Consider the following 12,394-nt stretch of genomic DNA (forward strand, 5'->3'; position numbering starts at 1 on the left):
TTCTCTATTTGCTAATCATTTTGGTTATGAAAAGATTTTTAAGTGTGCTGAGCTGCCTCATCTCTTTTGCCTCTTTCGCTCAAGAACTCCCTCCTTTAATTGACTTTCATCGCGCCTTGCCTACTTGGGATGCAACGCCTCATAAACGGACATTGAGCCACCCTGAAAATCTTGCCTTCAACACGGCTCCTGAAATTGGAGCTTTCATTGAATACCTTGTAAAAGAGTTTGCAATCCATACCATTGTCGAAACGGGAACATATAGAGGCTTTACAACAGCTTTCTTTTCATCGATTGGCAAAGAGGTGCATACAATAGAGGTGGTCGAAAAAATCTATGAAGAAACCAAAGACGCTTTAAGAGATCGATCGAATATCATCTTTCACCTAGGAAGCTCTGAGCTCGTAATGAAAGACTTGCTTCCCTCGCTTCAATCAAAGCCAGTTCTTTTTTATCTAGATGCTCATTGGTACGACAAATGGCCCCTACGCCAAGAAATCGAAGAAATCAGCAAAACGCACAAAGATAATTGCGTGATTGTGATCGACGATTTTAAAGTTCCTGGGCGCAAGGACATTCCCTACGATAAGTACAAAAAAAATGAATGTTCTATCGATTACATCTATGAAAATCTGCAAAAGGTTTTTTCAGATTACGTCATTCATTTCGTGATTCCCGAAAACTATGCAAGCCGCGCAAAATTTGTGGCCTACCCTAAGAAGTGGGCTAGATAATGTCGTCACAAGAGCGGCAATAAAGAAGCGGCTCATGGAAGAAAAGTTCAAGGCGATTAGATAGCAGGAAGCCCAAATCGGACTTTCGAAGGAAGGCAACGATGAAATTTTCTCCAGGAGTCGATTAGGGATTGACCAACTTGTGACGACACTATCTAAGTAGTCTCTACAACCACTCATCAATGAGATTCGCCACAAGCCCTGTCCAGCCTGTTTGATGTGAGGCGCCGAGTCCACGTCCTTTATCTGCGTGAAAATGCTCATAGAAAAGAATGTGATCGGAGAAGTTCGGATCGTTTTGTAACTTTTCATAGGAATTGTAGATGGGTCTTTTCCCCTCTTCTCCTTTACGGAAAAGGCTGATGAGTCCTTTGACATAAAAAGCTGCCATGTCTCGGAAAGAAACTGGCTTTTCCCCTTTCACTTCGATTTTGACACTGTCTCCTAGGTGAGCATTGAGTTTGGAAAGGGCTTCGATAAAGAGAAAATTGGTGGGAAACCAAATGGGACCTCTCCAATTGGAGTTGCCTCCATAAATATCAGATTCAGATTCCCCAGGCTGGTAATTGATGCTTGCGCCGCGCATTTCATAAGGGCTTTTTTCGTAGTGTTTGGAGAGACTCCGCAAACCGTAAGGAGAGCGAAATTCTTCGGGATCCCACGCTCTTTGTAGGATGCGCTGGAGCTTTTCTTGATCCATGAGGGTTAGAAGATATTTTGTCTTACTCCCATCTTTCAGTGGTGTGACACAGTGGCTACAGATATCTGGGCGGTTACTCGTAAACCAGCGAAAGTTCTCAGCAAACTCTTTATGCCTTTCTAAGTCTTGAGCTGTGATGCAATCCACTGCAAAAAGTGGAATCAGTCCAACCATTGAACGGACTTTGATCCGCTCGTGTCCTGAATCGCCATAGCTTATGACATCATAGAAAAAACCATCTTCTTCATCCCAATTTTGGATGTCTCGGTTTTCGGCACTCACAAGGGCGTTGGAAATGTAGACATAATGTTCAAAGAATTTCAGGGCCATCCCTTCATAGACAGGGTCGCCAACAGCAAGTTCAAGGGACATGCGCATCAAACAAAGGCAAAAAAGTCCCATCCACCCTGTTCCATCTGACTGCTCAAGCTTCCCTCCTCCGGGAACTTTGCTACGGTCGATGACGGTGATGTTATCTAGTCCCAAAAAGCCGCCCTCGAAAACATTGTTTCCTTTAGCATCCACTTTGTTCACCCACCAGACAAAGTTCAAAATGAGCTTGTGAAAGCACTTCTTCAAAAAGTCAATGTCTCGCTTCCCCGTCTTCTTTTCTTCCATTTGAAACAGGCGCAATGCTGCCCACGCTTGGACAGGAGGGTTGAGGTCGGAAAATTCCCATTCGTAAGCGGGAACTTGCCCATTGGGATGTTGAAATTGGTCAAAAAGGAGGTACCACAACTGCTCTTTTGCAAACTTTATGTCAACAAGTGCGAGTGACACGGTATGAAACGCTAGGTCCCAAGCAGCAAACCAAGGGTACTCCCATTTGTCGGGCATCGAAAGAATCCGTTTTGAGATGAGGTGTTTCCAGTGAGTATTGCGAATGGTTTGACGTGATTTGGGCGGTGGATTTGCGGGATTATCTCCCTTCAGCCATAAATTGACGTCATAAAGATAGATCTGTTTGTTCCAGAGCATCCCAGAAAGGGCTCTTCGTTGAATTAACTTATCTTCTTCAGAGATTCCCTTGGGATGAATCTTTTCATAGAATTGATCAGCTTGCCGTTTTTTCTTATCGATCATTTCCTGCACGCCTGCTAAGGGATGCTCAAGGGCTATATCAGAAAAACGAAGATAAATAACCTCTTTTCCTTTGGGTGGAACCTTGAGATCACGAAAATAAAAACAGGCCTTCGTCCCTTTTTTCTCAGGATTGACTTTGTCTCTCTCTCCTAAAACAACAAAGCGGTGAAACCCATCTTTAACGTAAGGGGTGGGGTTTTTCTCTCCATAGATTTCGTTTCTGTTAGTCTCGTTTTCGGTGAAAAGTGCTTCAGCTCTTTGATCTGCATAAAAGTACCTTTTTCCAAGGTAGTAGTCGAAATTGAGGCGCGTTGGAGGCACAGTCCCTGCGTCATCAGCGACAATGCAAATGGCATCACTTGGCTGAGGGCCCAGTTGCATGAGAGGCTTTGGCGAGGGTGTCTCGGTCCAAGACCAAGTATTGCGATACATCATCTGCGCGAAAATCGAGATCTTCAATCATAGCTCTCAAGAAGAGAGCCTTCATTTGCTTCCTCAGATGAAATCCAAGATCTACGCGCTTTGGAAACAAGCATGACCTCAGCAGTGACAAACCCTACAGAGCTCAGCCGCAACATTGACTTGGCTCTTCGTTTTTTCCAAAATCATCCTGAAAGGCTTGGAACAGAGGCTTTGGAAAATATTTCTCGTGTCACAGCTGGGTGGCTTTCGACGGTTTACGAGTGGATGGGTGAAGAATTAGAATCCTCTGAGCTTCGCAACCTCGAGGTGCGCCTCAACCGCATGAAACAACAAATCAACCGTGGCAATCACTATGAAGCTTTAAAAGAGCTCAAAGACAAACAAGAAAAGACCTTAAGCCCGAAAAAGCAAACAGAAATGACACAGTGGGAAAGAGCAATGGCGGTCGAAAAAGAGCGTCTCGTCGACCAAGTAGGCTATCTTTCGACCTTTAAACTCATTTACAATGTCGTAGGTGTTTCTGCGACAGGTAAAGACCCTCTTGCCTTTCAAAAGCAAAGCGATGCTGCTTATGCACGGATCATGAACGCTGTCGATGCTGCTCCTGAAACAGAACAAAGAAGTGTATTTGTCGCAAAAATGAAAGAAGAAATCGATGCGCGAGAAGACATTAGCTTCTTTAGAAAGTGGGCGGCTAAGCTAACCACTTGGGTCACTATGATTGCAGTCCGTTTTTTCACGAAGCACTTCACGGGCTCGTTTATCGACTACCTCACAAAGACCATCTCCCTTCCGACAAAGCAACCTTTAAGTACCATTCACCTTAGCCCAGTTGAACGGATCAATGACTGTTTCATCGCTCAGAAAAAAGCCATGACAAGGTGGGCAGATGACGAGACAGGAGAAGTGTTCGGCCCCCTTGGTCGGAGAAAAGCACTAGAAATTGCCATGCGCTCACCGGACCTTAACGGCGGATACTCGCATGATGAGCTTGTCGCACGGACAACAAAATGTGCTATTGACCAATTCTTATCAATTGATGGTTTCTTTTCAAATTACTGTTTCTCAGCAAACCGTTCGTTAGAAGATTGGACAAATCAAGCTGAATCAGCAGTTGGACAAGGGGTGCGTACCCTCGTGACATTAATTCCCCAAATTGCAGTGACTGCAGGTTACCTTCTTGGAAAAACCGTTGAATGGGTGGGGTCAAAAGTTCTCCAAGTGGCTGCAAAGCTCTTCATGACAAAACTCAATATCTCCAATATGGTTCTCGACTCGATGAAAGATTCTCTGTATCGTCAGTCACAATATACCAATGCGATTGATGAAGTCTTACTGGACCAACTCCTAGAAGTTGAAAAGCTGTTAGAAAAAGGCGGAGGCGAAGCCATCGAACATGAAGGGGAAGAAGCGAAAAAACTTTTCAAAGAAGCCGTCGCGAATGCTGTCCGCGTGATCGACCTCAACCGCAACCTTACCTCTGAATCGCTTTCAAAAGCCCAAAATCCTAGAGACAACGCGCTCAGCGAAGCAACTGATGCAGTCAAGGAAATTGCTGATGAACAATTGCGCAACGCCATCGTGCAACTTCTCATCATCGTTTACCAGTCTGTTTTGACAGAAGATCAAATGAACGAAATGATCTTAAAAATCTTCAAAAAGACCAATGACAGCATGTTTCCTCAAACAGTGATTCAGATGTACTACTCGCAAGAAGATAAAGACAAGCTGGCGAAAAAACTTGGTCATAAGCCAACAGATGCAGAACTTAAACAAAAATTTGCTTCTGAGCATGGGAAAAAAGCCTCTCAAGTGACGGATGCAGAAATACAAGCTCAAATGAAAATTCGCTTCAACAAAACTGAGCAGTCACTTCGTGAAACGACCTTCCGTATCATCAAAAAGAGTGTCCACCAAGTCGTCCAAGATGAAGGGAAAAACGCCCTGATGACAGCCAGTCAATCAGTTATCAACTACATCGACTTTATGGACCGCCACCTCTTCGAAAGTAATGGATCCCGTTCGACCAATTTCTTCATTAAAATGGAAGATGCTCTAACGCGATTCGAAAAAGCAACAGACAAACATGAGCAAGATGAAATTCTCGAATCGCTCAATCAAATGACGGTTGAATTCCTCCGCGAGTATGAAAAAAGGCAACACCTCATCGACGACAAAGTAAATGGCAAAACGCAAACGACAGCGCATGTCAGACGCATCAATGAAGTTTCCAACACCGTGATCATGCCTCACCTCGTCTCATTCCAAGGCGGATTACGCAAGTTTCTTAAACAAAAAGATGTTGGATCTTTGAGTTACGTGCGCCAAGAGCTTGAGAAGTTTCATCAAGGGGTTTACCGACACCAAGCAGAGCTTGAGCAAATCAAACAAGAAGAAGTCCGCCTGCAATCGTCGGGTGATACACTATCTGAAAAGGCTCGCATGTGGGGCAGTAAGGTTATCCGCCATGGTTCACCTTTGGTCCTCGACCAAGTGGAACTTTACGCCAACCAAAGGCTCAATCAAATCGCTGATGGTGCATTCCACCTCTATAAGGACCCGAACACCTTCGAATCCTTCTTGCGCCATGTAGTGATGCTGAACTTTGTCGAAAGCCAAGGCTATCACAAAGGGGTCAAGGCTTAGGGCCCGTAAAGAAATAAAGTCCACAATCTGACTTAAGCGAGACGCAGCAAAATTGAGATGAATGAGGAGCATCATTCCCAATAGGGAAGGGCGACGAAGAAGCTCAATTTGGCAAAGTCGCAGCCAGTCAAATTGTGGACTTTATTTCTTTACGGGCCCTTAATCAATATCAGGAGGGGGAAATGGCATCTAGTGTTGTTGTAAGCACGCCTAAAACAGTCGATACCACTTCAAAGGTTGAAACAGGTTCAAGCACTGAAACCTTACGCTCTCATATTTTTGAACTGTTTGAAATTCCCTATACAGATTTCCGCAGAAAGTACCCGAAAATTGGAATGTCCGATACACGCGGAGGGTTTGAGAAACCCGATTTTTCTAAGCTCGAGAAAATCTTAGAGTCTTTTTCTCCCAAAGAAACAATTCCCTCTCTCTTCCCTGAATTAGGCAAGCTCTCAACACTTGGAGCACATGGTTATGCAAACTCGTATAGCGATAAAAGCATCCTCAAAGTTTACCCTGTTATCCATTCAATGAAAATCATACAGGAGCCTCGATCCGTCACTGTCTATTTCACAGAAAATAAAAAGCCCATCACTCAACAACAAAGCACACGAGGTTGCACTGCAGCAGCAACAGCAATGCTCATATTAGAACATGAAAAACCAATCAATCTTGTGGAATTAACGCGCCGAAATTTAGGAACCCCAGAGAAAAAAATCAAGGATCTTGAAAATGCTGGATTGAAACCACTTTCCACTCATTGCTCAAACCTTACAGATCTCCAAGAGTGTCTCAAAAAACAGGGGCCTGCCATTGTCTCTGTTGATTCGGGAGCTGGCAGCCACTCAATTATTCTCGATGCACTAAGCGAGTCCTCCGCGCGTATCCGCGATCCGTACCATGGATGGGAAATTGAGATCACTCTCGATGCTTTTCGCAATTCTTGGGACGCCTCCTGTACCATCCTTCAAGTAGAGTAGAAGCTACATGGCGATCCTTAAAGGTCCTTTATAATGAACCCACCGGGACCCTATGCACCCAACAGACTCTTCCTTATCATACCAAATATATGGGTGCCCATAATTACCTTGACGTAGACTATAAAGAAGTTTCAGGCGCTCAAGAGGAACTAAGTGTCCACTCAAAGTGCGAATCTCTTTCTTTTCTTCATCTATAAGCATGGTATCGGGACTTGATTGAATATCTGCAATTGTCGCTAAGACCTTCATGATGAAATCCATATCTTTGTTGATTTCTTCATGGGTTTGAAGACCAGAGTTGACTTCATTATGACCAGGTATTCCTAAAAAGAGTCCATCAAAACGATCCGCTGAATCTTTTCCCAATGGCTGCACGCGAATGTGTTGATCGGGCAGCTGCTCTAACAAATAGACCGATGATGACTCATAAGATGACGTATCATTTGCCCCACTTTTAGTAACCTCAACCTTGAGCTGCTTTGAAGTCTCACCAGAGGAAAGTGTCACAGTCCGTTTTGCTGTGCCTCCCATCATGCCTCGACCTGTAGATTTTTTCTCCAAGCTAAGAGAAAGCGCTCCTGAAGAACTCTTTGTGATCAGCCAGTTAAAATAGCTATCCTCTGAAGCAACAACAGGGTTCCACAGTGGACCTAAAACCCAACGCGTTTCACCAGTGGTTGCATCTCTTGATACCAGCTGCAGCCCTTTCTCTCCTTCAATTTTTTGATGAAGCCCGACGAGGAGGTTGCAACAAGATGCATAATAAGATTGGATTTGGCTTGCCATTCCTTGGTCCAAAAATGTTTGAATTTGAGTCAGTTTAAAAACTAAAAGCTCAAGATGCGCAGGACCTATTTGTAAGTGTCTTTTAAGCCTTGTAAGCTGTGGCCCATCAGCTCTAAAAATCCACTCACCTTTGAATCCAGACGCGTCTTTCCGAATGCTGTGATTGGGGTTGACCAACGTCAATTGACTTCGCTCTTCGTTTTTAATGATCACATATCCATCACGATACTCACAGTTCCCATCCGCATCAATCTTGATTTGCCAATCTCCCCATCCTCGAATGCCTTTTAAAACGATCCAGCCATTTTCTCGACCGAGCCGCATTTCCTCCCCGCTATATCCAGTCATACAAGGAAGAGTCACCTCTTCATCATTTCCTTCAAGCAAGGGGTTCAAAGAGCGGTAGATTTCTTGTCTGATTTGCTTTTTTTGTACCCCATCAAAGACGCGGTAACGGAGATAAGCTTTCAGGGGCGCAATATCTTCAGAAGTCAAATGATCTTCGTCGTTTTTCCCTAGCCATATTTTCACACACGATTCCACATCATTGTCATCGATTTGCACCCTACCTTCGACTTCCGTCACCTGATAATCTCCAGGAAAAACGTGATGGAGGAGTTCACTCGAAGAAGTCGGTGCATATTTTTGTAAAACTGTGGAAGATTCAGTTTGTAGAGGTCCTACACTTGATTCTTCATCTTGTGTAGAATGAAGTCGGGGTTTTTGAGGTTCTTGAGCCATTTTCTTAGAGCTTATATAACGGGAAATTTCTGCCGCATACCCTGTTAAAAAGCTACTCGCAAGAAGACTGATTTCCCACGCCACACCTTGCCATATTGAGAGTGCCATGATTGGAAAAAAGGAAGTTGCGACATAATAGAAAAACTCTCTGGTCTTCGTCGTCATTAAATGGTCAAATTTTGGACGCAGCGCAACACTTCCGACAGGAGGGAGTAGCATTCCACTCACGACTCCAATAGTTTGATAGGAACTTAGAAAACTCACTTGACTAAGCATTTTTTCCCCTTAAAGTTTTGAAAGGTTAAATGATACACGAACTTCCTTAAGAAAAAACAATAAACACCTTCAACCACAAGAATTTAAGTTTAATTAAAAACAGTTTGTAAAATTAATTTTTAATAATTACTTTTAAACTACTCTGATCTATACTTATTGCCCGTTCTACTATAATTTTTTTGGAGGAAAAAATATGAGCATGCCACAACAGTTACCTATGGATGCAAGTGCATCTTTATACCTTTCTAACCCTGACTCTCCTTATTGTGTGATCTGTCGAGATGATCAAATTGAACAAGGGGATAGGTGGGTCAGTCATAATGCAGCCGCTAACGAAAGAGATCTCAAAGTTCAACATACATTTCATAAAAATTGTCTAGCACCTTGGCTATCGGTCAATACAACTTGTCCAACATGCAGGGAACCCCTTAATATCACTCAGATTCTTTCAACTAAGGAAAAAATTGTTAGATTCGTTTCGATTCTTTTTTTGAAGATCGTGCCTTTGTTTTTAGTATCATATGGCTTACCAAAGACGGTTGAGTGGATTACCTCGTCTGTTGACCTGGGAATCTTCTCTCCAGTTCTGACTTATGGATCCGTTTATATAACCAATCTAATATGTCTTCCCATAACAGTGAAGTTAGCAATTCAATCAGGATTCATAGGTTTGCTGTTAAATGTTTTGGACAGCCTTTCAGAAACTCAAAGAGCAGTTTTTAATACAATGACAGTCACTGTACTGATAGGTGGCATGGTAGCAAATAATGCTTACTACGCCGCAAGTCTTGTGAACTACCTTTTTTCCTGAAAAAGCCAAAGGGGAGCGATTTAAAACTCCCCTCATTCAATAAGAAAAAAATAGCCTAAAATCTGGCACCTTCATTAGAATCTTCAAAATATTTGGAGATTCGACGTGAAATATCACAAGCTCATCTTGATCCTTTTGCTCGCTTGCTGTTTCGGACCCTCTTTCCTTTTTATGAAAGTGGGGGTCGACGAGATTCCGCCCATGACTTTGGTCTTTTTTCGGGTCTTTATTGCCGCTCTAACCCTACTAGTTTTACTCAAGCTCCAAGGAAAAAAGCTTTGGCTCCATCGGAAGCATGCCAAGCATTTTTTTGTGATGGGATGCGTCGCTTGCGTTCTCCCCTTTTTCCTCATCACGACAAGTGAAAAAACCATTTCGAGTTCTTTGGCAGGACTGATTAATGGTTCTGTTCCGATCTTTGCTGTCACATTGGCTCACTTCACCTTGCCAAATGACCGACTCAGTATGCAAAAATCGATAGGGATCCTCCTCGGAATCATTGGGCTTGCATTTGTGCTTGTCCCTAGTTTAGAAGGAAACTATGGAGATACACAAGGAATCCTCATGGTGATTTTAGCCTCAGTTGGCTACGCCGTTGGCATGGTCTACTCAAAAAAACATCTTCAAGGGCTTCCCCCTCTCGTGGCCCCGACATGGCAGTTGATCATGGCCTCTGCTTCGGCTCTTCCCTTGTGTCTCTTTTTTGAAAAACCATGGACCCTTCCCCTTCCCTCTTTCGAAGCAATGACTTCGGTGCTGGGACTAGCATGGATTGGGTCAGCATTAGCCTTCATTTTTTATTATCGTCTGATCGAGGTGGCAGGCGCCTCGTATCTTTCCTATTGCACCCTTTTGTTTCCTCTCATCGCCCTAGCTCTTGGCGTTTGGTTTTTAGGGGAACGCTTGACCTGGAATGCTTATGTGGGTGGAGCTTTGATCTTGTCAGGTCTTGGAATTGCGACAGAACTTGTCAAACGGAAGAAAACATATGAAATGGCTTGATCGGTTTCATCAATCAAAAGTGCGTCCTTGGTTCATCTGGGGCCTGGCTTCAATCTTTGGACTTTATACATTCATTCTCCAAGGAAGCCCCAGTGTCATGATCCCTCAACTGATGCAAACGTATGGCATCGATGTCGTGAAAATTGGGGTTTTGACTTCGAGCTTTTTTTATACCTATATCGTGATGCAAATTCCCGCAGGAATGCTCGTCGATCTTTGGGGACCGCGCCGTGTCCTCAAGATTGGATTTCTCTTCTGCTCCATTGTAGTCGGTTGGTTTGCCTTTTCTCAAAACTTTTGGGAAGGACAAACAGCCCGTATGCTCATGGGGATTTTTACTGCTCCAGCTATCATCTCTGCTTTTTGTCTCGGGGCTCGCTGGTTTAAACCGGCTCTTTTCACACTCATTGTTGCTTTGACCGAGTTTACAGCCCTGGCAGGAGGAGTTATCGGAGAGGGAGGCATTGCCTATAGCGTCGTTCAAATTGGTTGGCGGGAAACCATGATCCTTGTGGCTGTTATTGGACTTGTTTTGACATTTCTATCTCTTTTTATCATTCACGACTTTCCTGATCATGATCAACCTCTCCACAACGGAAAAACCTTTAAAAACACCTTGAAAGAGACGGGAAAAAATCTTGCAGCCGTCCTTTCCGTCCGCCAAATCTGGATGAATGGAATTTATGGAGGGCTGATTTTTGGTTTATTTCAAGGGTTTGCAGCGCTTTGGGGAGTTCCCTATTTTGCAATCCGTTACAATGTCTCGGTTGATATTGCCGCCTATGTCGCTTCGATGTTTTTTGTGGGCGCCTGCTTTGGCACCCTTGCTTTAGGTTGGATCTCAGTTCATTATCCGAGAAGAAAACCGATCATGTTTGCTGGGTCTCTCGTCTCTCTTGCAGCGATGCTGACTGCTTTGTACGTTCCCGGAATCACTCTTCCTATTATGTTTGTCGTCATCTTCATCCTAGGTTTCTTCTGTAGCTCTTATGCGCTTTGTTTTGCTTTAGCTGGCAATTATGTCACGAAAAAGCGCAAAGGGGTAGCTATGGGCTTCACAAATATGCTTTGTATTCTATTCGGAGCTCCTGTCCTGCAACCATTGATTGGATACCTTTTGAAAATTCAAGGGGATGTCGTCGCTGGAACACGTAACTTTACGCTAGATGACTACCAATATGCTTTGATTCCCCTACCCATCTGCTTGGTATTGGCTTTCTTTCTTGCCTTTTTCGTTCGTGAGAAGGATCCGGAAGAGGAGGATTGATTCCTTGGGAATCTTGCCCTTTGCAACTTGAGCTTCTGCTTCCATGGCCTTCTGAAATGAAAGAACATCTGTGGCTAAAAAAGCGCCCCATTCTTCAGCCATAGGATGTGCCGCAGGATCCACAAAAATCACCTTTTTGCCAGCTAAGAGACTTTTAATACCTAAAGTTGACCGATGGCAGACAACAACATCAGCCTGCTTGATGGCGGCAAGAGAATCCTGAGAAAACGTAGCGCTAGGGAAAAGAGTCTGCTCGAGGCTCCCATCCGACTTGGGATGCGAACACATCACCAATTGATAGTTTGGGAATGGATGCATAGCAGTTGCGAAGAGCTCCAATGCCTCTGGATAATCCGTGTCATACCCTCCAATATAGGCCATCACTTGTGAATCCGAATCGCATTCTTGAAGAGCCTCAATCAACTTTTCAACGTCGGGATTTCCAACTGTGTGGACCTCTTTAGCATGCGATGAAGCAGCACCTTTATCTGAGGCAGTGAGGAAAAGGTCAACGTGGGGCTCTATGTCTCGAATGAGAGACGCATAAACACTCCGATCAATGGGATTGAAATTGTCGTAATAGGCCACAACTGTGGCTTTCCCCTCAAAAGCTTTTGCAACTTGGAGCTGAATCGTTGAAGCAACTCCGATGATCACAACATCGGGAGAGTAAACTGAGAGTAGCTGCGTATCGGGCAGAGGGGCATAGCGATCCCAAGATCGCCCCACTTCTTGAACAGTTGGTGCATCAGGGAGCAGCGTCTGAGCCGTACCGAGTGCCAATACATCGACTGTTTCTCCCTGCTCTATGAGATCTTCCATGACCGGTTGAAGAGCATGAGTTTCTCCTGCATCAAACAAAACAAAGAGGTGGGTTTTCGCAAAACCACAAAGAGGCAACAGTAGGAGAATGAGGCATAAAAATTTTTTCATGCCCTCAATGAT

At 44.1% G+C, this 12,394-nt stretch carries 9 protein-coding genes; 6 read left to right on the forward strand and 3 right to left on the reverse strand.

Annotated elements, in window-relative coordinates:
• The first annotated feature begins 26 nt into the window (after nt 1-26).
• On the forward strand, nt 27-734 hold the full coding sequence (locus ACOOFG_RS06915; protein ID WP_420420744.1) for a hypothetical protein: 708 nt from the start codon (nt 27-29) through the stop codon (nt 732-734).
• Nucleotides 735-900: 166 nt separating this feature from the next.
• On the opposite strand, the gene ACOOFG_RS06920 is transcribed toward ACOOFG_RS06915, so the two are convergent.
• On the reverse strand, nt 901-2,976 hold the full coding sequence (locus tag ACOOFG_RS06920; RefSeq protein WP_420420745.1) for an MGH1-like glycoside hydrolase domain-containing protein: 2,076 nt from the start codon (nt 2,974-2,976) through the stop codon (nt 901-903).
• A gap of 75 nt (nt 2,977-3,051) precedes the next feature.
• On the opposite strand from ACOOFG_RS06920, the gene ACOOFG_RS06925 reads away from it, so the two are divergent.
• The gene (locus tag ACOOFG_RS06925; protein ID WP_420420746.1) at nt 3,052-5,586 is read left to right on the forward strand and encodes a hypothetical protein; all 2,535 of its coding nucleotides are present in this window, start codon (nt 3,052-3,054) and stop codon (nt 5,584-5,586) included.
• A gap of 182 nt (nt 5,587-5,768) precedes the next feature.
• Entirely contained in the window at nt 5,769-6,566 is a 798-nt protein-coding gene (locus tag ACOOFG_RS06930; protein ID WP_420420747.1) for a cysteine peptidase family C39 domain-containing protein, read from the forward strand.
• Nucleotides 6,567-6,569: 3 nt separating this feature from the next.
• Here ACOOFG_RS06930 and ACOOFG_RS06935 read toward each other — a convergent pair whose 3' ends face one another.
• Entirely contained in the window at nt 6,570-8,369 is a 1,800-nt protein-coding gene (locus ACOOFG_RS06935) for a hypothetical protein (RefSeq protein WP_420420748.1), read from the reverse strand.
• A 193-nt stretch (nt 8,370-8,562) separates the two neighbouring features.
• On the opposite strand from ACOOFG_RS06935, the gene ACOOFG_RS06940 reads away from it, so the two are divergent.
• The 3 genes from ACOOFG_RS06940 to ACOOFG_RS06950 all read left to right on the forward strand — a co-directional run bounded on the left by ACOOFG_RS06940 (nt 8,563) and on the right by ACOOFG_RS06950 (nt 11,449).
• Nucleotides 8,563-9,180 (forward strand): hypothetical protein, encoded by a 618-nt coding sequence (locus ACOOFG_RS06940; protein WP_420420749.1) that lies wholly within the window; start codon nt 8,563-8,565, stop codon nt 9,178-9,180.
• Between the two features lie 105 nt (nt 9,181-9,285).
• On the forward strand, nt 9,286-10,182 hold the full coding sequence (locus tag ACOOFG_RS06945) for a DMT family transporter (RefSeq protein ID WP_420420750.1): 897 nt from the start codon (nt 9,286-9,288) through the stop codon (nt 10,180-10,182).
• On the forward strand, nt 10,169-11,449 hold the full coding sequence (locus tag ACOOFG_RS06950; RefSeq protein ID WP_420420751.1) for an MFS transporter: 1,281 nt from the start codon (nt 10,169-10,171) through the stop codon (nt 11,447-11,449). Before ACOOFG_RS06945 ends, ACOOFG_RS06950 begins: the two co-directional genes overlap by 14 nt.
• On the opposite strand, the gene ACOOFG_RS06955 is transcribed toward ACOOFG_RS06950, so the two are convergent.
• On the reverse strand, nt 11,375-12,382 hold the full coding sequence (locus ACOOFG_RS06955; RefSeq protein WP_420420752.1) for a hypothetical protein: 1,008 nt from the start codon (nt 12,380-12,382) through the stop codon (nt 11,375-11,377). The two genes, ACOOFG_RS06950 and ACOOFG_RS06955, sit on opposite strands and share 75 nt — an antisense overlap.
• Nucleotides 12,383-12,394: the final 12 nt, after the last annotated feature.

The sequence above is a fragment of the Simkania sp. genome, from assembly GCF_965215465.1.
Classification (GTDB): Bacteria; Chlamydiota; Chlamydiia; order Chlamydiales; family Simkaniaceae; genus Simkania.